Genomic DNA, 23,542 nt, shown 5'->3' with positions numbered 1-23,542 from the left:
CGGGATGTGACGGTGCTTCAGGTATGTTAAACTATAGACTATAGGCAACAAGCCATATGATATGCACTATAGTCTATGAAATCGTGAGAAACACCATTGTATATAAGAAGAACAAGAGAGATAGACCGCTCAGGCGGATCAAGCAGGATATAGGGGTGAAGACAGCCGATGCAGGGGAAGATTTTGGTGGTGGACGATGAACAGCCCATTGCGGACATTCTGAAGTTTAATTTGGAAAAAGAGGGATACGAGGTCATCTGCGCTTTTGATGGCATTCGTGCGGTTGAACTGGCGTTATCCGAAAAACCGGATCTGATGCTGCTGGATCTGATGCTGCCAGGCAAGGACGGTATGGATGTGTGCCGCGAAGTGCGTGCTCATCTGGAGATGCCGATCATTATGCTGACTGCAAAAGATGGCGAGATCGACAAGGTGCTCGGTCTGGAGCTGGGTGCGGATGATTACGTGACGAAGCCTTTCAGTACGCGCGAGCTGCTCGCCCGGGTGAAAGCACAGATGCGCAGACGGCAGAAGCCTGCCATCACGGCTGAAGCGCCAGAAGACGATGAGAAGCAGATCATGCGGCTGTTTGATCTGGCGTTTGATATGGACATGTATACGGCATACAAAGGCGGCGAACCGCTGGATCTGACCCATCGCGAGTACGAACTTCTCTATTATATGGCGAAGCATTCCGGCAAGGTGATGACACGGGAACATCTGCTGCAGGCCGTATGGGGATATGAATATTTCGGGGATGTACGTACCGTGGATGTTACGATTCGTCGTCTGCGTGAGAAGATTGAGGAGAATCCGAGCAAACCGGAAACGATTCTGACTCGCCGCGGGCTGGGTTATCTCGTGCGCAGTCCCAAAAGCGTGGGGATATAATGGGGCGTTTCTCGCGATTTTCGTTCTTTCGAACGATTCAGGCGAAACTGATTATTATCTATGTACTGCTGATTCTGATTGCGATGCAATTGATCGGTGTTTATTTTGTCAGTGCGATGAAGAATTCGCTGACCAGCAACTTCACGGAGGATTTGCAGGCGCGTGCTGAGATGCTCTCTGTGCTTGTGGGGGAGACGATGGCTGGTGGAGAGGCTGAGGCTGGCGAGGACAAAACGGAAAACCTGCGTGTGTTGGTCAACAACCTGTTCAACATTAACGGCGCTGAGATTCAGGTGCTGGATGCCAGCGGCAAAGTGCTGACAACCTCGCTAAGTTCCCATTCGGACTATATTGGTCGCAAAAACACCCAAACCGTTGTCAGCCGCGCACTGCAAGGCATTCGGGACAACGAGGAATATATCGTGGACGAGGATAATGTCCGCAAAAAGGTCGTTGCCAAGCCGGTACTGTCTGGCGGCAAGATTATCGGCGCAGTCTACATCGCGGCCTCAATGAATGAGTTATATGCCACAATGGAGGGCATTAACAAGATTTTTATCTCGGGCATTTTGATTGCCCTGGTATTAACTGCAGTGCTCGGTGTCATTCTGTCGCATACGATTACACAGCCGATTAAGGAAGTTACTCGAAGAGCGACAGCCGTTGCGGAAGGCAACTTCGATCAGCAGACCCCTGTATTCGGAACAGATGAGATTGGGCAGCTGAGTCGGGCATTTAACTATATGACCAGCAGGCTGCGGGATGCACTCTCCCAGAACGAAGAGGAGAAGGAGAAGCTCACCTCCATTCTCACCAATATGAGTGATGGTGTGGTGGCAACGGATGAGTATGGCAAAGTCATTCTGGTGAACCGAAGGGCTAGCAGCATTCTGGGCATGCGCCCTGCGGATATTGAAGGACGTCATTTTGCTGTGCTGCTCGGTATTGATCCGGAGGATGCGGAAGCTCTCGCGAGTGGATTCACGGGCTCAACACTTCTTCAGATTGCACCAGCGGGACAGGAAGAGCCTGTCGTCATTCGCATGACGTTTACACCTGTTCATCGTCGTGAGCTGGGTATTACAGGTACGATCGCTGTGCTTCAGGACGTTACAGAGCAGGAAGAACTGGAAGCGTCGCGTCGTGAGTTCGTGGCGAATGTATCCCATGAGCTGCGTACACCGCTGACCACGATTAAGAGTTATGCAGAAGCACTGGATGACGGAGCTCTGGAAGATCCGCAGCTCGCGGGACGATTCGTTGGAGTGATCCAGAATGAGACGGAGCGGATGATTCGTTTGGTTACGGATTTGCTGCATCTGTCCAGGCTAGATTCCAAGGAAGCGATGCTGCGCAAACAGCCGACAGACATTATGGAGATGCTGGAGGAAGTGACAGATCGGTTCTCGTTCCAAATGCATCAGAAGGATATTCAGCCGATATTATCCATTGAGAATGGTATTCCGGCAGTTCCACTGGATCGGGACCAGATTGATCAGGTGCTTGATAATGTCGTATCCAATGCGTTGAAGTATACACTGGAAGGCGGCAAGATTACGATTGCAGCCAGAAGAAGTGATGCACACACGCTTGCCATTTCGGTGACGGACACAGGGATGGGGATTCCACAGCGGGATCTGGATCGTATTTTTGAACGCTTTTATCGGGTGGACAAGGCTCGTTCCCGAAGTATGGGCGGCACAGGGCTTGGGCTGTCCATTGCCCGGGAAATTGTGAAGGCCCATGATGGCAGTATCTCACTGGAGTCCGAGGTGGACGTGGGAACAACGGTGACGTTCACACTGCCGATGCGCGAGGAAGGAGGGGAGCACCTTGAAAGAGCGGATTAAATCCCTGGTGCTTGCTTCCCTTGTCGTTGCCAGTTTGGTGCAAAGCTACTTTCTGATCTATCGTTTGCCTGGTGGGGGCGATTCGATTGTGACGTCAGAGACGAACTATGTAAAGACTGAGAATATGGGCCAGGAACGCAATATTGAAGAACTAATTTTCCCCGATCAGATGATTATTCATCTTGGAGAGGATAAACATACGGTATTTTATCCGGGCAATACATTCTATCAGCTGATCTATTCACGGTTGCAGGGGCGTACATTTGATGATTTCCAGCGTCGTAGCGTACAATCCGTCAAATGGGATCAGATACGCAAGGAGAATCCTGGCTTTGAGCTGTCGTTCAAGGAGGGCATCCCTGTAGCGTTGTTACAGCGTGTGATGCGGCTCGGGACAGACTCTCTCTTCCAGGGAGAGACGATTAACCGAATCTCGATCTATACGGTCAAAAATGAAACAAAGGCTCACGCACTGTTCTTCAGCGCCAAAGGTGATGTGGTCTACGAGGCAACACAGGCGGATCTGACGGTACAGGACGTGCAGCAGCACGTTGACTTTGGCAGCAACTGGACGCCTTATACGTTGATGGATGGCGGATATTATATTCCGGCTGAATCGTTGGAAACGATTGAAGCTGATGTGCCAACAGGCCAGTTCACTGTCGAGCAGATGCAGCGCAGCCTGTTCTTTGATCCAAGCATGACCCGGAACATTCGGGAAAAGGATGGATCGGAGATCTATACGGACAGCAAACGCAGTCTGCAAGTCAAACAGGAACAGCGCTGGATTAGTTATACCGACCCGGCGGCACCGCCTGCGGGACAGATTGATGCAGCAAAGGATGCACTCTCCGCAGTTGATTTTGTCAATCAGCATGGCGGCTGGAAAGGTCGTTCGCGCATGATGCTGGATACTACCGATACGAAGACGAAACTTCAGTTCCAGCAATATTACAGCAGCTTCCCGATTATGGACTCGATGCAGTTCAGGTTCGGCACGATCAGCATGGAGATGCAGCAGGAGACGGTGTCCAGCTATGAACGTTCGCTCGAATACCTGAACGAAGGCGCCGAGACCAAGAAGTCGGTCAAATTGCCTGGTGGAGACAAGCTCAAGGCTCTCATCCAGAAGGTAGCGGGCAGCAACCGTAAGGTCGTAGATGTGTATCCGGCGTACCGTCCATCCAGCATTGAGGACGGGCTGAAGCTGATCCCGGTATGGGTAATCCGTTTCGGCAACGGGGAGGAGACCACCGTTTCTTGATGGGTTATAGTCATTAAACATAAGGGTGGGCTGCAACTATCCACTCGCGGTAAGGACAACCTTCTAATCGCTATATATGAACTGCTCCAAGGGTGGTTTGCCGGGTTAAAACGCTAACGAATCTGACACACCTTAAATGCTGGATTAGCATCAAACTCGAAATCTAACGAACTTCAGCGACTTTATTTCAGCGATAAAGGGGTCAGAACCAACGATAACCCTATAAATTCCACCAATAAGATCTCTCAGATTCATTAGATTACAAACTTGTGGAAAATGGAGTGAATTAGGTGTATACAGTTCGTTAGCCGGAAATAACGATAAGCGTGTCATCATCTTCATGTTGACGAACCAAGATAATGTAAAGTAGATACGATAAGGTTCCCGGCGCGCGGTGCCTGCTGCAGATCAACAGTGGTCAGCCACATGTAGGGACATGTATTATCGCTGGTGAAGCGGAATTTTTGAGGTAGACAGTTTACGGTGGTGAACGCGTAGTGCTGTCGTGGACATAGAGCAGTTATTTACAAAGAGTGGTTGAGAGTAGTGCAGACAGTGAACTTATGGAGGTGAATGGTTTGGATTGGGGACGGGCGAAAAATGTGTTGATCTATGCCTTCCTGCTGCTCAATCTGGTGCTGGGATACCAGATCTGGATGGATGCGCGGGAAACGGCCGGAGCCAATCTGGACTTCACCTCGCTGGCGGATAATACGCAGCAGGCGATGGAGGAAAAGGGCATTCAGGTGCTGGCTCCTATTCCGAATGAGACGCCTAAGCTGCCGAAGCTGTCGTATGAGTTCATTGAAGATAACAAGACAGGTATTGAGGTTGAATTGGAAAAGCCTGTGGACAGCAAGCTGATCTTCTCGCAAAGCGAGCTGGAGGATGCGCTGGAAGGCGAGATTCCTCAGATCGGCACGTATCGATTGGATCAGCTGATGGCGGAGGACGGGGCATTTGTGCTGCATCCGTTGGTGGATGGCAAATGGCCACTCTTCAATGTCAGTCTGGAGCTGTTCTACAGCGATCAGAAAATGACGGGTTACCGTCAGACTCCGGTGCAGATTACGACAGCAGAGGAGAGCGATCAGCAGGTGCTTCCAGCGTCAAAGGCGCTGGGCACGCTGATTGAGAACTTTTTGCCGAACGATGCAATTGTAAAAGACATCCAGCTGGGCTATTACGGCCAGTTGTTCAATTCAGATATGCAGGTTGCGATGCCGGCATGGCGGTTCGTGCTGGAAAGTGGCGAAGTGTTGTACGTGCAGGGCATCAGCGGGGATGTATTCAGTCCCAAGACAGACAAACCAGGGGAGTAATGCGTTATGGGGATTTATTTTACCGTGTTATCCAGCGGTTCGACAGGGAATGCCACGGTTATACAGCATGGGGGCACGTCCCTCATGATTGATGCGGGTCTCAGTGCGAAGCGGCTGGAGGCATTGTTCCTGGAACGGGAGATTTCGGGAACGGAGCTGGACGGGATTCTGGTTACACATGAACATTCCGATCACATTAAAGGACTAGGCGCGATGTCTCGGAAATATAATTTACCAATCTATGCAAATACGAATACGTGGGCGGCACTGGAGAAGTCCGTTGGGGCGATTCCAGAGGAAAACCGTAGGGTATTTGAGACCGGTGAAAAGCATGATTTTGGCTCTCTGCGCGTGGAATCCTTCGGCATCTCCCATGATGCGGCGGAACCGGTAGGGTACACGTTCGATGATGGCAGCGAGAAGCTGTCCGTCGCGACGGATCTTGGTTATATGAGCGACAAGGTTCGCGATGCGATCTCGGATTCAGATGTACTCGTGCTGGAGGCGAATCATGATGTCGAATTGCTGCGCATGGGGCGTTATCCATGGAACACCAAGCGCCGCATTCTGAGCGACATTGGCCATTTGTCGAACGAAGCGGCGGGAGCTGCACTCAGTGAACTGATGAACGGACGCATCAAGCGCACGTATCTGGCACATCTGAGCCGGGATCATAATATGATGGATTTGGCGAAAATGACCGTGCGTGATGCAATGGAAAGCCGTGGCTGCTTTTATCGGGATCATGAGTTCAAGCTCTGTGATACGTATTACGACCGGCCTACGCCATGGGATAGGGTGGGTGAGCCATAAAGCTGTCGAGTTCGGTAGCTTTGCGCTCCACTTCCTCACGGGTCAGAATACCTTTGTCGACGAGCAGTTCTATAATGGTGCTTAGGGCAAGGGTATTGCGGTAATGTTCCTCCTTGAGATCGGCCAGCTTGGCCGCCATATGAACTTCATCCATGGCCGTGAGTGTACGCGTGCGATCCATAATGGGAATCCTCCTTCTATGAAGCTTCGAATTGTCTTTTACTATTATTGTAGTCAGGCTGGGTGGAAAACATTCCTCTTTTTGCCGCTATAATTACATGTAAGGGGCGTGTATGCTGAACCAAGGGCAGCTTTTTGCATAAGAAGATGAAAAAGTTCTTGCGAATAAGCAAAATAGCGCTTAGCGAACCCAATTTTGTGGTGATAGATACTATGGACCTTTATTGTTAAGTGCGTTATAGCGGAAATTCCCGTTAATCTTCGTAATTATGCAACTTTTTGGGATTTGGCGTGTTTAGTATATAAGGAGCATTGTGATTTTGGCTGTTTTGCGTGTGAAATGGCATGTCATAGAATGCGAGAGCATGATTGATAGAGTCACTGACAGAATGGCGTGTCCGTTCTGTTGTACATAGACGCTGTATCCTGATTTGATGCGGGATGCGGCGATATGCAAGACCATTTTGTGTAAATGCAAAAAGGCATGGGAAAGCGAGAGGTTATTTACGGTACGTACGTAACGAAAGACACAGAACGAGGCTGGAGAAGCGTAGCGATCGCCTGAAAGCTTTCTGAAAGAAAGCTGCTTCGGAAGCATACGCTATGGACAAATTTTACCTAGGAAACAGAAATAAAAAAAATTTGTGAGTAACAGCGATCGGAATCTCGCCTGTGGCTGGAGTGGGGTAACGTAAGGACACCATCGTTGATCCATGCGACAACTTAGGTGGCAGTCAGGGTCTTGATGCGTGACAACGAAGGGGAGAGGGATCACGATGGGATTGTTTGGAGACGATTTTTATTCAACCAAAGTATCAAGACGCGCCGAACCTGAACAGAAAGGTAAACTTCAGATCATTCGCCCTGGAGGCAGGGGACGTGACCGTTGGCGAAATCCGCGAAGGTCTCGCACAGGCTTTAGCTCTACGGTTAAGGTCGCTGTAATCAGTTCGGTAATTAGCTCCATCGTGACGGTAACGCTGTTCAGCTTTATTACGCAGCCTACAGCGCTACCGCTGGCCAATGCCACTGGTAACGGTGGCGGAGGCACGCAGACGACCCAGGCCGCTGATCCTTACGACCGGATCATTGAGGCAGCGGCGAAAGTTCGTCCTTCTGTGGTGAGCATCGTGAATCATAAGACGGGCAGCAGCGTGTCGATGGAGGATTCTGCACTGGGATCAGGGGTCATCTTCAAGAAGGAAGATGGCAAAGCCTACATCATGACCAACCATCACGTCGTGGAAGGTGCCAGTGATCTGGAGATTGTGACCGTGGATGGAGAAACGCACAAGGCGAAGCTGGTTGGTAAAGACCGCGTGAGCGACATTGCTGTATTGTCGGCAGAAGACAAAGGCTTGGGTGCAGCAGCGGAGATCGGTGATTCCAGCAAGCTCCAACGGGGTCAGACGGTGCTGGCGATCGGAAATCCGCTCGGTCTGGGCGGCACGCTGACATCCGGTATTGTCAGTTACACGGATCGCATACTGCCGGTATCCATTAATCAGGATGGTGTGTACGACTGGGAACAAAACGTAATCCAGACGGATGCGGCGATTAACGAAGGCAACAGCGGCGGTGCGCTGGTCGATCTGAACGGCAAAGTCGTCGGCATTAACACGATGAAAATCTCGGATACAGGCGTTGAAGGGCTCAGCTTTGCGATTCCGATGAACGAAGTGATGAAAACCGTTGATTCCCTGCTGCTGAACGGCAAAGTATCTCGTCCCTATCTGGGTGTGTATACCGTCGATCTGAGCAATCCATATGCGCCACTGGATGACGAGCAGCGCAAGGATCTGAAATTACCCTCTCACGTGGACAGCGGTGTGGTCGTGCTGGAAGCATCCGGCCCGGCATCCGATGCGGGGATGAAGCTGAATGATGTCATCACGGAATTTGATGGGCAAAAAATTACCTCTACGCTCGATCTGCGGAAATATCTCTACGATAAGAAGAAGATCGGCGATACGATTGAAATCACCTTTTACCGGGACGGCAATGCCGAGAAGGTGTCGGTGAAGCTGACGGATAAACCGGAGTAAGGCAGGTTTAACGGAGCGTATACGGTTACGTGGCTTGAAATGGCAATGCTAGAAGAGTGATCAGATATCTGACCACTCTTTTTTAGTTGTTAGTTCAGCAATATGTTATAAGACAAGAGGTAACTGAATAGCATTGGCCCATTATGGGTGGACGTGTTCGTTCGACATTAAATGAGTAGATAAATCGTTTTTATGTTCCCATGATTAGTTAGACCCGGAGCCTAAGGAGCAGATACACAAGACTCGGGCTGTGGTAAACTGTTGTCAATATGTTGGAGACGGTCGCTGATGCAAATAACATCCGTTTGTCGATCTGATTTTTTATTTCAGAAAGGGAGGGGTATTTTTAATGAAACGATTGAGGAAAAAGATGCTTGGGGGAACGAGTGTAGCACTGTCGCTGTTTGTGCTGTCTGCCTGTGGATCTGAGGTAGCTACACAAGGAGCATCTGTTGATACAAGTGCTTTGCAGGAGAAGATTGCTGGCCTGGAAAAGAAACTGGTGGAACAGGGAGCCAAGAGTATGGAGCAGGAACAAAAGATCGCAGAGCTTGAGACCAAGTTGAGTGAGCTGAGTACGACTGTGATCGCGGCAAATGAGACTGGTGGTCTAACGTCTGCAGCCTCGGGCAACAATGGATCGGCCGGGAAAGGTGACGGAATCCTGATTACATTTGCCCAATACGAGAAGCTTGAAGTTGGCATGTCGGTAGAAGATGTCATCGAGATCCTTGGCGGCGAAGGTGAAGCGCTGAGTGAAGCGGAGAATATGGTGGTTTATAACTATAAAGGCACAGCCGGCAATGGTGCCAATGCAGTTATTGCTTTTCAAGGTGGCAAGCTGTTGACGAAAGCTCAGTCGGGATTGAACTAAAGAGTGTAAGCCCAGGAGCAAAATTCATTCGTTATGTAGAGTGATCTTAAGGAGCATTCTTTTCGTGGTGCCGGGAGGTATCCGGAAGAGATGCTTTTTATGTTTATTTTTGCGGTATGGAGAGGTTTGGTGGATGTTGGTCACGATAAATTAGGGCTGGGGGTTTCTTTTCGGTGGCAGGTGTGATAGAACTGAGAAGTGGCTATCCTGTAATGGGATACGCGGTTGTGAATCGGGAACATAGCTGGTTACAGAAAGGATGCTTAACGGATGTACGTTGTATGCAAAGAACACGTGGACATTGCCATCGACATGTTTGTCGATGAGTATGAGGACGCTCCAGATATCGTTGATCTGAAGGAGACGGAATTTGCCGACTGGGACCCGCCTGCGAAATGCGCCGAGTGCGAACAGCACGCGGAATTCCTTGTCGTTTAGCGTACTGTAGGAATTAGACGGCCGGAGGCACGACTTCAGGTGGCGATTCTGGCCGGTCTTTCCATCCGGTATGAACATCACAGTAAGAAGCAAAGGAGAGCGTGATGAGCGCTCTCTTTGTGTTTGTGGGGGAATTGGGTAGGTAAACCGTGGGCCGCGCGGGTGCGCGTTGCAACTCTAACGAACCTGAGACTCCTTATTCGGGGGATACACCGCCTGTTTGAAATCTAACGAATCGTAGACACGCTATATTACTGAAATGGCCTCGAAGGTGGTGGGGAAAGCATGTTTTATGCGGGATAGCGTGTTTCAGATTCTTTGGAATTTAAAGGGAGTGGAAAAGCGCCGAATAAGGTGTGAGGGATTCGTTATCTTATAGGAATGAGTCGGGATGGAGACGTAAATGTGTGGTAAGTAAGGGGACGACTGTAGAAAGTGTTAATTATAACTCTTGGAACAAACGATGCGTTGAGGCATCTTTACGTATAGATGATTTCGCAAGACGATTAGGAGGAATGGATCTTCATGTTAATTCAGATTATTGGCGTAGGCAAATTGAAGGAAAAATATTTGACGCTGGGCATTCAGGAATATGCCAAGCGCCTCGCCCCGTACATCAAGTTTCAGATGATCGAGGTCGCAGACGAAAAGGCGCCCGACACCCTGAGCGAAGCCGAGGTGCGGGCGGTAAAGGAGCGCGAGGGCGAACGCATCCTCGCGCATGTGAAGAGCGAGGCGCATGTGGTTGCGCTCGCATTGGATGGCCAGCTCTGGAGTTCCGAGGAGCTGGCCATGGAGATCGACAAGCTCGGCACGTATGGGACGAGCCATGTCGTGTTTGTCATCGGAGGAAGCCATGGGCTCTCCGATGAGGTGCTGCGCCGCGCGAAGCAGCGCTTGAGCTTCGGGCGCATGACACTGCCGCATCAGCTTATGCGGCTGGTGCTGGTGGAGCAGATTTATCGCGCAGTGAAGATAAATCGCGGTGAACCTTACCACAAGTAGGGCGAAAGATTGTAACGTGGGTATGGGCGGAGATATCCATACCCGTAGCTCCGAAATCATGAGCATTGTCAATAGATTCACGAAGTGTTTCTTATAGAAATGCTTTATTCTGAAAATACTGACGGTGGATTATGGTTTTGTACAGCCACGGCTCAGATCCATCGTGTAAACCCGCTCCCAGAGCGTTTTTTGCTGTTTAGAGACACAGATGTTTTTAAAGAAATAACTGAGATGTCGTAAGTTCCACTCAAATGAACTATTTACGAGTTGGAAGTGACCTAGCTTATCTGGGAGAACGAAAAGCTAACAGCGATAAATTTAGGGGTAGGGAGTCTTCTCCTCCAAATGACAGTGGTCAGCATCCGTTGTTTGGTAGTGATTATTTTATGGAATATTCTGTTTAGCGCAGTAATTTCAATGGCTCGGCTCTATTGCTTTCCCCCCCCCCGGCGTAAGCATCGAGTTTCCTTAGGAACGCAGCCCTCTGCCGTTCGTGGGATAGAATTTGCGGGAAATCAAGTTCGACCTTGCGCTTCACTTTCGCTGTTCTCTTGTCATAATTATCTATGAGTCTACATATGCCCCGGGGGAATCGAAGGAGCACCTTCAACATTTCGTAGTCCTCTCGCTTCAGCTTGAAGATAGTCTGATAACCATCCAAAAATGATTCAGCGACGGAGAAGTTCCAGTTGTGACCCTGACAAAAGTTATAAATAGCACGATTTAAATCATACGCTCGCAGATCCAGTCTCAACGTTTCAAAATCGATCAAACCGTTGCCTTTTCTCGTTCTGATCACATTGGTTGGACCGAAATCTCCGTGGCATAAAGTTGGCCTCGTTTTTTTACATATAGAGCGGTAGCTGCCCACTCGTAATTCCCGCATCGAAGTTTGCGCCATATTCAATAGTTCGCTGCCATACGTTTGGAGCAAGCGGTCAAGCGGACTATTAAAGCCGTTTCTTCTTGCCTTCCGGATGTTGGCGAGCAGCTTTCTCTGTTCAACGCGAAGTAAGCTGGGCCATGATCCCAGCATATTTTGCTTCCCGAGAGCTGGAATGCTAATCTGAGCACCATTCTGATGAAACTTAGCAAGCAAAATGCCGCATTCTCTCATTTGCTTCTTGGAAGCCGATGAGGGCCAGGGGCCTTTCAGCCATGGGGTAAGAATAAAAGAAGTTGGGCTTTTTTGTTTTAACTTGGCAAACAAAGGTTTGCCAGGATTTTCGCGAAGGTTGCGCCAGCCGAGCTGAATTGATCCTTTGCGCTGTATCCGCTGCAGTGTCTTGTCAATCCAGCGTAGCTCGTTGGGAGAATTGGACATTCTCTTTAAACAATAATCTACTCCGCCCGCAGCTGTTATTCGATAAACGCCTTTTTTAATAACTTCCGTTCGTTTCGCTCGAATTCCGAATTTTTCGGAAAGCCGTTCGACTTCTAGATTAGTGCGCATGGTCGATCATACCTCCCTTATCTGAGGTGTTACTACCCTGGAGTTGTCGAAATAGGTGCTTATACCGGTTAGCAACCTGCGGCCATTGATAACGTGACGCAAGCCGGCTACCAGCGGCAACCCGCTTGTCAGTGAGCTTTTTGTTGCTCCACATTGCTTTAATAGATGCGGCAATTGCTGTACCGTTCGCTCTGGATATCGTTTGGGCTACGCTGTTGTTCACAAAATCGGCAAGTCCTCCAGCCCGGGTTGATACCAACGGAATTTCACTGGCCAGCGCCTCAAGCGCTACCAACCCGAATGATTCCTGGGAACTGGGCATCACCACTGCACCATAAGTAGCATACATTTTCTGCACTTGGCTTTGACTGCGGAACCCGAGCCAACGCACCTCGGACGATATGTCGAGCTTTCTGGCAAGCGCCTTCAGTTGTAGTACATAACGGTTAGAACCTGTTCCGACCAAATCTAGCCAAACTTCATTACCATCTTGTTTCAATATTGAAATAGCTTTCAGTAGAGGTTCTATCCCTTTTAACGGAACGAGTCTGCCAACGTATAAAAGGTGTCGCCGTGATAGTCGTGTCTCTGATTTGTGCAAGACTATGCCATGGTTGACGACAGCGGTTTTTCCTGCGACGAAGGGATATAGCTTCTTTAGCTTGTAGAGTTCCGACCGGCTTGGGATGGTGATCTTACTTGTCTTCTTTAACAGTAAGACCTGTTGATCAATCCTTATCTGTTTTTTCTTGCTTACAGCACCCTTTTCTCGAGAAACCAGAGAGTGACTAGTATATATAATCGGAATCTGGTGTTTCGATTTATAATATTTCGATAAGTTGGCGAACTGCAAGCTGTGTACGTGAATTCCGTTTGGTTTCTGGATCCCTTGATGCTCAATCCATCGCTCTATAGCGGCGGGATTAAACTGTCGTGTCTTCATTGAGTAGTAGGGTGCTCTTGTCGGGAAGCGAACGATACACAGCCGCTCGCTTTTCGTAATACTGATTGAGGAATTACTGCTCTGGGTCAGGACGGTGGTATGAACACCGCTACGCACATACGCCTTTGTCAAATTAGTAACTGCTGTCCCTAATCCCCCAATAATATAAGGCTCGTATTCATTCGTGAGAATCCACAGTCTTCGGGGTTGTCTCAAGGTGATTCCTCCCTAATAAAAAACGGCTTTCTCCGTTTTTTTTCTATAACTGCCATCATAGAATAGAATATGGTGCCTTGAGACTGTTGCTTGTGTAGAAGACTAGAAGGGGGGAAACTTACTAGCAGTACAAGAAGTCGCTTCACAGATTTAACGTTTTATCATCCAAGAGTGATTTGAGGTCAGAAGAGTTGTCCTTGATAATTTCGCCCTAAAGATGTTACGGAGAGCCGTACCATAAGTGACGGCGAAAATTAATGATGAAGTTTCATGCTGAGTGTGCGCCATGTTCTCAAATGCCTTCTATAATCAAACCAATCGACCCAAATAATCTTGTGTGACTTATGTGAGGAAACTCGCCGTCTACTGGCTTTCTTCGGGATAACTAAAAGGAGAACGGCCATTTTGGCGTTCTCCCTTGCTGCTTTACGGAATAATGGACGTGTTTCCGAACCGTTTTCTTACCTTACATAGACTCCCGCGCTCCATTTGCGCATATGCCTCACCTAAACCAATGGATTCGTAGAATTCCCGTGTTACATGTTCCATACGCTGAAGTATTTCGGGCCATGAGTCCTCTGGGATATACTCTTTGATTGTGTTTCAGCTCGATAGCCTTGAGAGCCATCACAGGGGTGATAATGTCCATCTTACATAGGTTGTTATTGCAGCCCCTTTGAATAACCTCATCCAGCAACTCCAGATCATGCCTGATGCGTTTCGCGCTGTCTTGGTCTGCCATTTCTTGATTAATCTTTACCTTAGTGTGAGTACGTTTTTCTTTGCGTAGCTGGTGTGCTTTTGTGTATGCCTTCTTCATCCCGTCCATTTTTCTCTCCATGCTCTCCTCATGAAGCTTGGACTGAAGCAGTTCCATCGTGATTCCATTGGCAACGGCTTCGCTGCGCAGCCTCATAATGGTTCCGATTGGACCTTGGGGTAAGAAATTTGAAAAAATTGATTTCGGGTTATTCGAGAAGTTGGTAGTCAGCCAGCCCAACGCCATAATAACTAAAGAGTTCATAGGCAAAATTGGTGGTAACTACACAGCTTCCAAATTAGACGATCAGATTCTGTATGTTGCCTTTCATTTATAGCAATTCCTGCAATTCATCGTGGAATATATCAACGGATAGACTGACAGTAATATTCATAATGTCATACCCTGTATAACTACCACCCTCGGTATCTAGCGTTACTGCAATCTCCTTCAATGCGGAATCTAGCCTTGGATCTGTCCAATTAACCAAAGTGGGGTACAAAACAAAAAAGAATGCCTTCTTTGCAATCCCAACAGTAGCCAAAACAGGGTGCATCACGAGAGGGATGCATTTTTTCGTTCCTAATTACAGCAAGATGTGGAAAGTCGAGCGAAACCCGTTATGTTATTTTATTTGCAGAAAAGAAATGATCGAATGCGAGCAAAGAAAGGAGCAGACAGAATGACAAACGAGTCGCGATCTTACAAATCAGAATCGGTAGGGTGTTTTTTGATAGGGGCATAGATATGGTAGGTCGAATCCAGCTGGTGGACGTCATCAAAAGCTTGAATGAGTTCAATGTCGGTTTCTGCCGTCTCCTGCTTGGAAATCTTTAGAAATCTGGCATAGTCGTTTTCCAGCACCTCCCCAATGTCAAGTATTTCACCACAATAGTTGAACCTTGCACAAAAAGTCTGTGGCACATCAACCGTGAAAAAATAAGGTTTATCAATTTCAATGCTGCTTGGGATCCCAAACAGTACCTTAAACCGAGTTGAATCGGGTTGACAGTTTGAATAAATAACATAACAGGGACCCTTTATGGTTTCATCAATATGACTCAACAGCATTTCGGAATGTGCGCGAATCTTCTCTTTGTAATCATCATTGGCTAAATTCACTTCAAAAGCGATCCCACTGATTCGGGTCTCCTTGAACTCGGTCAAGGTGAAATCCGTGACGATATCACCGTTAATGTTTTTTATAGGTCTCTTCACCACGGTAGGTATGGGGACAGGAGAGATGGTTGTAAGTCCTGTTTTTAAAGTACTTGGAGCTACGCCGTATTGTCGTTTGAAAGCACGAGTGAATGAGGCTTGCGTACCGAAGCCCATCTGATACGCAATATCGGTTAGAGAGTTGTTTTTGTTTTGAATAAAGGTTAAAGATGCATTCAATCTTCTGGATAGAATGTATTGGTTTAACGAACAGCTCATCATAGCAGAAAACAGCCGATGAAAATAGTATTTAGACATGTTGAAGGTATTGGCAACGGATTCTACGGTTAAGGACTGTTGTAAATGGTCCTCGATGTGGATCAAAGCACGTTCAATGACTTCGTTATGGTCCATAATTACTCCTTATATCATGTTTTGTAGGCAGAGTATACCATACGTCCATCAGCAAATAAATTTATTGTCTTAGGAGGCAAAAAGGATGACGCGAGATCGAAGGAATGCAAGGATACTGGGGATTTTTTATATCCTTGCTGCAGTGACGTCAATCATAGCGGTTGTTTTGTATGGGCCGGTTCTGTCAGAACAATGGCAGATGACAGTGGCAAATGGATCGGAAACGAAGGTCTTAATCGGTGTATTAAATGACCTCTCACTTATGGTAACGGCTGTTGGTACAGCAGTCATGCTGTTTCCCTATGTCCGACATTGGAATGAGCATCTTGCACTAGGGTATCTTTGTTTCCGGTTTATGGAGGCCGTTTTTATTGCGATTGGTCTAATAAGTATATTGGGTTTGTTACAACTAAGTTCATATTATGAAACAACTAACTTAGCAAGTAAAACCAATTTTGAACCCATAGGGCTGTTGATGCAGTCGATTTATCGCTGGACGGCTATGTTGGGTCCAAATCTCATGTTGGGCATAAATACGAGTCTGTATAGTTATTTGCTTTACCGAACAGGCTATGTGCCTAAACCGTTAGCGATTTTCGGAATGATTACAGCAGTTATGGTATGTTTAGCTGGTTTGATGCAAATGTTTGGGGTTATCGGACCCTATTCGGCGGTAAAAGGATTGATGGCGCTTCCTGTGGGCGTTTATGAGATGAGCTTGGCAGTCTGGTTAATTGTGAAGGGATTTCATGGGGAGAACCTTGCTAAATTAAGAGCAAAAACAGCTTCTTCGTCTTTAGTTTGAGGAGTTTAGCCAGATGCTTGTCCTAAATGAATCGCACCGAAGAAGTATGGGGATAAAATTTTGTGCTTCCGGGCATGTTAGGGAATAACATCGAGGGGAGTGCTGTATGATGGCAAGAAGAAGGAGAAAATATGCGGTGCCAGGGGTCGAACAGGGAATGCAAGCGTTCAAAGCAGATGTAATGAAGCGCGAAGGATATGCCGTGAATCCGAATCAACCAGACGACGTAAAGTACGAAGTGGCGAAGGAGCTTGGTGTACCTCTGCACCCAGGATACAATGGTCAATTGACAACGGAATCAGCAGGTCATGTCGGCGGCAAAATTGGCGGTTCCATGGTTAGAGAATTGATCCGTCTCGCTCAGGAGCAAATAGCGAACAAGGAGTAATCCTGAACGGAAACCTTCTGAGATCGTGGGTGAAAATTTGTTGAGCACTGACTTGAAATAACATCCGTGGTTTTTATGACGATAACTCACCCCTTTTCACAAGAAGGGGTACTTGTCTTGTGTCAAAAGTCCGCTATTACGAATATTGGAAGTTTTTTGACTGGGAATTAGAAGAGATTCGGGTAGTTATGACCGGTTAAGATTAACCCTTGCCGCATCAGCTGATGCGGCTAGTGCTGGTGGGGCAGATTTATCGTGCGGTGAAGATTAATCGGGGTGAACCGTACCATAAGTGACGGCGAAATCTTGGCATTTGCATCTTACAGAGCTTTGATTCGAACAGTAATAGCTCCTTCCACCCGGGGCTCAGCAGAAGAGTTAATTTTATATTATCTCTCAGTTTGAGTTCTGAACAGTTCAAGGGCACTTTAGTCTAGTTATCCACTAGAGAGAGGTTATCCCTTCTAGCTTTCTTGCGAGCAAAGAAAGGATAATCATTCCTGGCTATTGTGAAATTACTTTGAATACGGTGGTTTACAATATACACCACATAGACTTCCCAATCTCATTTAGAGCAAGTGTCTATGTGTGAGGCACCTGCCAGCACCAAAACAAAAAAGACCAGTCATGACCAAGTGATGGTATTATCCCCTTTAAGTAGACACTTAAAAAAACCTGGGAAGGCTTCATCTTCATGTGCATTGCGAAGTTGATGCATGTAATCGTGGATGAAAGTAAGACAGTCTGTAGGAAGTGCGTTGGTTTGGATTAAGGTAGTGAACTGCATATCAGATGTCAGGTCGATCATTTTTCTGATTCCTCCTGATGGCTGTTACCTTGTGGGTTATTGCAATAGCGTGGATGGTTGTTAGTTTCCGCTGCTGCAAGTGCTTCGGGTGAAACATAGAACGGTTCAGCCAGTTCCGCTACCCAGCCAAAAGCGAACTCAATGGGACTTCCTTCGATAGTCGGATGTCCATCTGTCCATTCTTTTTCCAGCGTAAATTGGATGTTGTTCTCACCCATGAGTACGAATAAATCTGTACCGTCATAATATGGATCTAGTGTGTCTCCTTCCTGAAACGTAAGAGCGACCCGTACTTGGCGTACGGGTCGCTCTTTTTCGTGGGTTTTGGAGTGTTTTACTGCAATTTCCAAGAAGTGAATGTCGCCTTCAGGATTGATTGTTTTTTCGAGTAGTTTAATGAGTTTTTTATGGGTTTTCTTCATTCTGTTTACCTCCATGATTGTATTCATAGGTATGATATACAGATGAAATTTCGTTTATCACAAATTTACACTACAGTTTGTTTAAGAAAGAGCAAACAAAATATGAGCGGTAGGTTATTAATTCTAGGTTGCTGTTACTTTAATTATATTATGTGGGATAGCGACTAAAAATCTTTTTAATAGATAATATTAGAAAAAAATTGTGAACATGGTGATAATATGTATGTATATTATCCATATTTTTCTTGAAAAAGAACAAAGTGTATACTATTATATGAAAAGCGCTGAATCATATGGAATGCATTTCTATATTTACTTAGATCAAGAAATAATACTTATATTAAGAGAAGAGGATTTATTAAATGAAGAAGACTCAGAAGATTTTGGCTATGACTCTAGCAACAGCTATTGTATCAACAATGGGTAGTTCCATTATTTCAGCAAGTGCTGAAAACAACTCTCCATCATTCACAGATACATCTATTAAATCATCGAATGAAATTTTGAATGTAGAACAAGCTACCATTGATGAAATTCTTTCTAGCCCTCTATATAGTGAGCTGAATTTTGAATATAGTGATATTGAACTCTACAAGGAAATTGAAGATTTTAAAGAAGCCAATCCTAACTTACCTGACCAATCTGTTGTTGCTGAGTTTGATAATAAATTTGGCAATAACTCGAATAAATTTTCTTTACAAGCTGTGAATGACGATGGTTATGCTGATAAATGGGCTGCTTTGAATAGTTTCGAAAAAGGCTTGGCAGCTTCCAATCCTGCTGCAGCTCTAATAGTAAACACCTGCAGAAACAAAGCAAACACATATGCTAGTGAAAGTATTTATAAAAGTCAAAAAGGAAATGGCACTGCAAAGGACGCATATAGACATGCGATTTGGAATGCTCTAATGAGTAAGTATGTTAGCAAACAATCTGCAGAACTATGGGCAACTGCACACGAAGAACAGTCTGATCCCAATTACCCTAATCGTATCACAGATGGTATCAAGAACAGTGAGCATACAAGAATGGATCTGCACAACAATAAGAAAGGTAGAGATTGTTGGAGTGTACTTACTGACACAATCCTGTTTACAACTGATCAGGACTTGAAAGACCGAGTAGTAGCGAAAATTAAGGCTGGAGAAATGATTGTTTTAAAGTATAATTAGTAAAGTTGACAAAATTAAAACCAAGAAGACCGTTTTGCGAGAAGCGGTCTTCCTTTATATTTTGCATTAAGATATGATTATTTCGTGATAAGAACAGGAGTTGGATTAATGAAAAACAAGAAAAAAAGAATAATCGTTGTATCATTATCTATGATTATACCGATTATATGCATTTTATACTTTGTAGTATTTAACCCATTTAATTCGCAAAACAAACTTCAAAATGAAAATTCTAGTACATTTATAAATAAAATTAGTTCATTAGAGGACGGTAAAGAATATCGTTTATCAGATTTTGTTCCATTTGAATGGGATAATATGTATGTATTTTCAGAATACACTGACGAAGCATACATTGAGAAAGTTATCGGAACTGAAAGCAGTAGAATTCATATATCTGATTCTGAGGGTATGCAACAGGTGATATTCGTTAGGAATAAAGAAGTCGTTGGCTATATTCAAGGAATGGACTATAAGTTAGGATTTTCCGTTGAAAGAAAAGGTCAAGAATATTTAGCTATAAAGAGCGATGACAATTACAAACTTCATGTTAATATGAAAGACGGCATAAAATATTTAGAGTTTAAGGCAGTGACGCAGTAAATTAGGGACCAAACCTAAATTCGCGTTAGAAGGAAAGTTATGATGCTAAAGAGAAAAATATCTATGCTTCAGATTAAAGATATATGGGCACTTATATACTTACACTTCAAGAAAAGTGTTTGATATATAGGGCTTTTTTTATATAATCTTAACGTTATGTAGTTAACGAAGTTTTTTGTTCAACCTCAACTCTTTTCATCTCTATTAACGACAAAACATAGAATGGTTCATCCAGTTTCGATACGCAGCCCAGAACGAGTCGAAAGAGACTTCCTTCAATAGTCGAAGAACCATCTGCACAATCCTTTTCCAAACGAATTGGATGTTTTTTGCATTCATCGTTACGAACAGATCAGGTACCGTCTAAGTAGCGGATTTGGCGGAGCTGGTCCATATGAGCGAATCCTCGTTTCGCGAGTATTTCAGATCGGCTACTGCAATGAGCCCTCTACAATATCAAAAGGTGCTACGCCTGCAAGAGGCGGGCGCGTCTAATGTTATCCAGCTCCATTGACGCAACTACGGCGAGCCGGCGTGTTGGCTATTTGAGCGATTCCCAATTTAGCCGCGATTACAGCCGATTTTTTGGGTGTCCTCCAACTAGAGATATCACAAGGTGGCGTCAGGACCAGCAAAAGTTGAAGTGAAACGCACATGTAAACGGCTTTTCAAATTTCCGCGGGCATAGAGCCTAGCGGATTTTTCCTTTTTAAGCGGCGGAATCTGTTGAATCAGGCAAAAACTCCGACGGAAAAGGCAAAGACTGCAGTAGTCAATCCCCTATACTAAGAGTAAACATCCTATCGATAGGAAAGGGGATTTCTGAAAATGCGTGTATTGGTTACAGGGGCGACAGGCTTCATCGGAGGGGCGGTCGTTCGCGAACTGCTGGATGCCGGTCATCAAGTGGTTGGTCTTGCCCGTTCTGAAAAAGCCAGCAAACGGCTTACGGCACTGGGTGCCCAGGTTCAAGTCGGTTCGATTGAGGATTTAGCAGGCTTGCGCAAAGTGGCTGCTGCAGTAGACGGGGTCATTCATTTGGCCTTCTTCCACAAGTTCTCGCATGCGGGCCTTCCAACTCGGCTTAGGGTTTTATTCGGCGGGAGTCCTCGTCATGTAGTGATGCGATTTATGAAGGCTGCAATTGAGACCGACAGGCGAGCCATCGAGACACTCGGCACCTCCTTACCCGCCGGTGACCGGGCGCTTGTCGTCGCGATGCCTACGATGACACTTACTCCCGGCCGTCTCGGAACGGAGGACAGCGCTGGGGATCCTCAATCGCAAGGTGGATTACGCATCATTTCAGAACATACCACCCTAGACTTGGCGAATCGGGGGATACGTTCCTCGATTGTACGCCTCCCACCGATCGTACACGGTGAAGGCGATAAGACGGGCTTGTTCCCAAATCTGGTGAACATCGCTCGTAAGAAGGGGTTCTCCGCCTATACAGGCTCCGGTAACAACCGTTGGCCATCCGTGCATCTACTGGATGCGGCGCGCCTTTTTAGACTCGCCTTAGAACAAGCTCCGGCAGGGTCCCGGTTTCATGCAGTGAGCGAAGAGGGCATTCCATTTCAAGAGATCGCCACGGCTTTGGGCATCCATTTGAACTTGCCGGTCCAAGGTATTGGGGTTGAAGAAGCAGGTAAACATTTCGGATGGCTTGCACCCTTCACGAAAACGGATAATCCGGCGTCCAGTGCGTTGACGCAGGAACGTTTAGGATGGAAACCAGTATATCCTACCCTTTTAGATGATATTCGGAAGGGGTATTATTTCTAACTGTAAAGCTGGGAGGAAGCGAAGATCCGTTTGCACCAAAAGTACGGCAGGAAACTTGACCACGACAAGCGTTGAATTTGTGCGTCCCTTTCTAGCCGATGCCTTAATCGAGAAGATCGGTATTGACTCTATAGCCACTATAGGGTTTAAAGGGACAACAGCTTCACGGTGCATCAACGGAGGAGGATAATTTAAATGGGAAATAAGATGATTCGGGCACTCGTTCTCATTCTTGCATTTTCGATTGCCGGATACGCAATTGTTCAGTATGGCGTGCTTAAAGCTAGTGATGCAGGACTTGTCTCTTTCAAATTGCAAAAGCCGAATTTTGAACTCAAACCATGGATATATGTACTATACATCCATATTGTTACCGCGATATTTGCCTTGATCATAGGACCCTTTCAACTATTTATAAAGCCAATGAATGATAGGAAACGTTGGCATCGCCTATTGGGGTATGGATATGTTCTTTCGATTACAGTTAGTGGGATCGTGAGTGTGTATTTATCCCTTTTTGCCACGGGAGGTTGGATTGCCGGGCTTGGGTTCATGTCGCTCGATGTATTGTGGGTTGCGACGACGCTTATTGCAACGAGAAAAATTATGGCGAAAGACATCCAAGCTCATAAAGCATGGATGCTTCGCAGTTATGCGCTTACTTTTGCAGCGGTCACGCTTCGAATCTGGTTAGCGCCGCTGAATCTTCTGTTTGGCGATTTCGAGGCGGCGTTTCGGGTTGTCGCTTGGGTTTGTTGGATTCCTAATCTGCTCGTCATAGAAGCCGTGATTTCCAGAATGAGGTTGCGGCAGCGGCAATGATTTACAACTGCCAGCTACAGAAGGAGCGCTAAATGCGCTCCTTCTGTACAATGAGAATTAATCGAATCAGTTTATGAGGTATTCGCTGAGGAATCTGAATTAATAGAAGAGAAATAAGATCGATGTCGCAATGAAGTACTTAGGTCTATTTTTGGACAAGATTCGTATGAGGGGAGTTGATAGAATGCCATTGGACAATCAGAAGAAGGTTTTGGTTGAGCGAACAGAGAGTATTCTCTATTATGCCGAATCTGACCTATCGAAAGATCATGGGGCAGGCTGGATCGGCGGAAATGCACCTCAATTTTTTGATGATCAAGATGACCTCATCCATGAAGGTAACCAAAAATATCTTTTTTACTTGAGCCTCGTCCATCCTTTTAAACCGGAGAGCATGATTTCGATCTTCATCCCTGAAGACTATGAGGAGTATTTGAAAAACAATATGTATCCTAATTGCTCGATCAAGGTAATTGAACACCCCATTTCAACTGAAAGCATCAAAGAGGTGTTTACAAACCCAGGCCTTAAAAAACACACCATCTCAGACGGGACACTAAGCAATGACCAGAAATCAATGGACCAGTCTTTTTTGATCAAAGTAGGGGGAAACCCGAGACTTATTCAAAATGAAGACTATTATTTTACAAATTTGATGGAGGATTCATTTTCTTTTTTATTTCAAGTAGATGAAGATGGTTACCCCGAAACGTTGGTTCAACACGACTACAATTATCCTTTTGGTTTTGGATCACTATATATCTTTGCCATGATAAGGGCCACCGAGATAAAACACTCTGTAGCAGGTTTTTGGCAATTCTCTTGATTTCGCCCTATAGATGTTACGATGAACCGTATCATAAATGAAGCAAATTTTTTGGCGACAGCAGAACTAACCCCAAAAAACAGAACATTTAGGGATTCTGTTATTCCCGAATATTTTATATAAAAAACTAATACATTTTGTTTGTATCGTTTGGTTTAATGGTGACGTAACCGCTTTGTTTCACCCATGGTGTAGTTATTTCCCATGTTTTCCAATTAAAGACTCTATCTCGATGACCAGAGTAGAGGCTTTACACACGAAAAGATGCAATCAACTAAAATG

The 23,542-nt window shown here is 46.1% G+C and carries 23 protein-coding genes and 1 pseudogene; 17 read left to right on the top strand and 7 right to left on the bottom strand.

Translation table 11 applies throughout. The features are described from left to right. Nucleotides 1-168: 168 nt before the first annotated feature. From yycF to JNUCC31_RS14415, 5 genes are all read left to right on the top strand, one after another. Complete coding sequence (gene yycF, locus JNUCC31_RS14435) at nt 169-891, top strand: response regulator YycF (RefSeq protein WP_192272123.1); 723 nt, start codon at nt 169-171, stop codon at nt 889-891. Next, the gene (walK, locus tag JNUCC31_RS14430) at nt 891-2,741 is read left to right on the top strand and encodes a cell wall metabolism sensor histidine kinase WalK (RefSeq protein ID WP_192272121.1); all 1,851 of its coding nucleotides are present in this window, start codon (nt 891-893) and stop codon (nt 2,739-2,741) included. Before yycF ends, walK begins: the two co-directional genes overlap by 1 nt. Then, nucleotides 2,725-4,005: a YycH family regulatory protein gene (locus JNUCC31_RS14425; protein ID WP_192272119.1), complete on the top strand. Its 1,281-nt coding sequence runs from the start codon at nt 2,725-2,727 to the stop codon at nt 4,003-4,005. The genes walK and JNUCC31_RS14425 overlap by 17 nt, the downstream gene beginning before the upstream one ends. Before the next feature lie 578 nt (nt 4,006-4,583). Next, nucleotides 4,584-5,327 carry a two-component system regulatory protein YycI gene (yycI, locus tag JNUCC31_RS14420; protein ID WP_192272117.1) on the top strand — a complete coding sequence of 248 codons (744 nt, stop codon included), beginning with the start codon at nt 4,584-4,586 and terminating at the stop codon, nt 5,325-5,327. A gap of 6 nt (nt 5,328-5,333) precedes the next feature. Continuing rightward, entirely contained in the window at nt 5,334-6,140 is an 807-nt protein-coding gene (locus JNUCC31_RS14415; RefSeq protein WP_062327768.1) for an MBL fold metallo-hydrolase, read from the top strand. Here JNUCC31_RS14415 and JNUCC31_RS14410 read toward each other — a convergent pair. After that, a complete protein-coding gene (locus JNUCC31_RS14410) occupies nt 6,109-6,321 on the bottom strand; it encodes a hypothetical protein (protein ID WP_053781978.1) in 213 nt (70 codons plus the stop codon). The two genes, JNUCC31_RS14415 and JNUCC31_RS14410, sit on opposite strands and share 32 nt — an antisense overlap. A gap of 775 nt (nt 6,322-7,096) precedes the next feature. On the opposite strand from JNUCC31_RS14410, the gene JNUCC31_RS14405 reads away from it, so the two are divergent. From JNUCC31_RS14405 to rlmH, 4 genes are all read left to right on the top strand, one after another. After that, nucleotides 7,097-8,365, top strand: a complete 1,269-nt coding sequence (locus JNUCC31_RS14405) for a S1C family serine protease (protein WP_192272115.1) — start codon at nt 7,097-7,099, stop codon at nt 8,363-8,365. Nucleotides 8,366-8,714: 349 nt separating this feature from the next. Continuing rightward, nucleotides 8,715-9,239: a hypothetical protein gene (locus JNUCC31_RS33360; RefSeq protein ID WP_228469666.1), complete on the top strand. Its 525-nt coding sequence runs from the start codon at nt 8,715-8,717 to the stop codon at nt 9,237-9,239. 270 nt (nt 9,240-9,509) lie between these two features. After that, on the top strand, nt 9,510-9,677 hold the full coding sequence (locus JNUCC31_RS14395) for a CxxH/CxxC protein (RefSeq protein ID WP_017691462.1): 168 nt from the start codon (nt 9,510-9,512) through the stop codon (nt 9,675-9,677). Between the two features lie 525 nt (nt 9,678-10,202). Continuing rightward, nucleotides 10,203-10,682, top strand: coding sequence for a 23S rRNA (pseudouridine(1915)-N(3))-methyltransferase RlmH (gene rlmH, locus JNUCC31_RS14390; protein ID WP_062327777.1), 480 nt, complete (start codon nt 10,203-10,205; stop codon nt 10,680-10,682). 400 nt (nt 10,683-11,082) lie between these two features. Here rlmH and JNUCC31_RS14385 read toward each other — a convergent pair whose 3' ends face one another. From JNUCC31_RS14385 to JNUCC31_RS14370, 4 genes are all read right to left on the bottom strand, one after another. Continuing rightward, complete coding sequence (locus tag JNUCC31_RS14385; protein ID WP_192272113.1) at nt 11,083-12,135, bottom strand: phosphotransferase; 1,053 nt, start codon at nt 12,133-12,135, stop codon at nt 11,083-11,085. Continuing rightward, nucleotides 12,125-13,294, bottom strand: a complete 1,170-nt coding sequence (locus JNUCC31_RS14380; protein ID WP_192272111.1) for a glycosyltransferase family 4 protein — start codon at nt 13,292-13,294, stop codon at nt 12,125-12,127. The genes JNUCC31_RS14385 and JNUCC31_RS14380 overlap by 11 nt, the downstream gene beginning before the upstream one ends. Nucleotides 13,295-13,796: 502 nt before the next feature. Then, complete coding sequence (locus tag JNUCC31_RS33355; protein WP_228469665.1) at nt 13,797-14,318, bottom strand: hypothetical protein; 522 nt, start codon at nt 14,316-14,318, stop codon at nt 13,797-13,799. Between the two features lie 438 nt (nt 14,319-14,756). Beyond that, nucleotides 14,757-15,626 carry a helix-turn-helix transcriptional regulator gene (locus JNUCC31_RS14370; RefSeq protein ID WP_192272107.1) on the bottom strand — a complete coding sequence of 290 codons (870 nt, stop codon included), beginning with the start codon at nt 15,624-15,626 and terminating at the stop codon, nt 14,757-14,759. A gap of 85 nt (nt 15,627-15,711) precedes the next feature. On the opposite strand from JNUCC31_RS14370, the gene JNUCC31_RS14365 reads away from it, so the two are divergent. The 3 genes and pseudogenes from JNUCC31_RS14365 to JNUCC31_RS14355 all read left to right on the top strand — a co-directional run. Further along, on the top strand, nt 15,712-16,431 hold the full coding sequence (locus JNUCC31_RS14365) for a DUF4386 domain-containing protein (protein ID WP_192272105.1): 720 nt from the start codon (nt 15,712-15,714) through the stop codon (nt 16,429-16,431). A gap of 106 nt (nt 16,432-16,537) precedes the next feature. Continuing rightward, nucleotides 16,538-16,819, top strand: a complete 282-nt coding sequence (locus JNUCC31_RS14360; RefSeq protein ID WP_228469664.1) for an alpha/beta-type small acid-soluble spore protein — start codon at nt 16,538-16,540, stop codon at nt 16,817-16,819. A gap of 209 nt (nt 16,820-17,028) precedes the next feature. Next, nucleotides 17,029-17,115, top strand: a pseudogene (locus JNUCC31_RS14355) (23S rRNA (pseudouridine(1915)-N(3))-methyltransferase RlmH); the annotation flags it as partial. Between the two features lie 329 nt (nt 17,116-17,444). Here JNUCC31_RS14355 and JNUCC31_RS14350 read toward each other — a convergent pair. Both JNUCC31_RS14350 and JNUCC31_RS14345 read right to left on the bottom strand, forming a co-directional pair. Further along, on the bottom strand, nt 17,445-17,627 hold the full coding sequence (locus JNUCC31_RS14350) for a hypothetical protein (RefSeq protein ID WP_192272103.1): 183 nt from the start codon (nt 17,625-17,627) through the stop codon (nt 17,445-17,447). Continuing rightward, nucleotides 17,624-18,049: a hypothetical protein gene (locus JNUCC31_RS14345; RefSeq protein WP_192272101.1), complete on the bottom strand. Its 426-nt coding sequence runs from the start codon at nt 18,047-18,049 to the stop codon at nt 17,624-17,626. Before JNUCC31_RS14345 ends, JNUCC31_RS14350 begins: the two co-directional genes overlap by 4 nt. 362 nt (nt 18,050-18,411) lie before the next feature. Between JNUCC31_RS14345 and JNUCC31_RS14340 the strand changes: the two genes are divergently transcribed. From JNUCC31_RS14340 to JNUCC31_RS14320, 5 genes are all read left to right on the top strand, one after another. Then, the gene (locus tag JNUCC31_RS14340; protein WP_192272099.1) at nt 18,412-19,221 is read left to right on the top strand and encodes a DUF6973 domain-containing protein; all 810 of its coding nucleotides are present in this window, start codon (nt 18,412-18,414) and stop codon (nt 19,219-19,221) included. Between the two features lie 108 nt (nt 19,222-19,329). After that, a complete protein-coding gene (locus tag JNUCC31_RS14335; RefSeq protein ID WP_192272097.1) occupies nt 19,330-19,824 on the top strand; it encodes a hypothetical protein in 495 nt (164 codons plus the stop codon). A gap of 828 nt (nt 19,825-20,652) precedes the next feature. Further along, the gene (locus JNUCC31_RS14330) at nt 20,653-21,612 is read left to right on the top strand and encodes an SDR family oxidoreductase (protein WP_192272095.1); all 960 of its coding nucleotides are present in this window, start codon (nt 20,653-20,655) and stop codon (nt 21,610-21,612) included. A 195-nt stretch (nt 21,613-21,807) separates the two neighbouring features. After that, on the top strand, nt 21,808-22,434 hold the full coding sequence (locus JNUCC31_RS14325) for a DUF2306 domain-containing protein (RefSeq protein WP_192272093.1): 627 nt from the start codon (nt 21,808-21,810) through the stop codon (nt 22,432-22,434). 184 nt (nt 22,435-22,618) lie between these two features. Beyond that, nucleotides 22,619-23,260 (top strand): hypothetical protein, encoded by a 642-nt coding sequence (locus JNUCC31_RS14320; RefSeq protein ID WP_192272091.1) that lies wholly within the window; start codon nt 22,619-22,621, stop codon nt 23,258-23,260. The last annotated feature ends 282 nt before the right edge of the window (nt 23,261-23,542 follow it).

Origin of the sequence: Paenibacillus sp. JNUCC-31 (genome assembly GCF_014844075.1) — a bacterium.
In the GTDB taxonomy this organism is placed as follows: Bacteria; Bacillota; Bacilli; order Paenibacillales; family Paenibacillaceae; genus Paenibacillus.
Note: the sequence above shows the minus strand (reverse complement) of the source record. Positions and strands in the feature narration are given on the sequence as shown.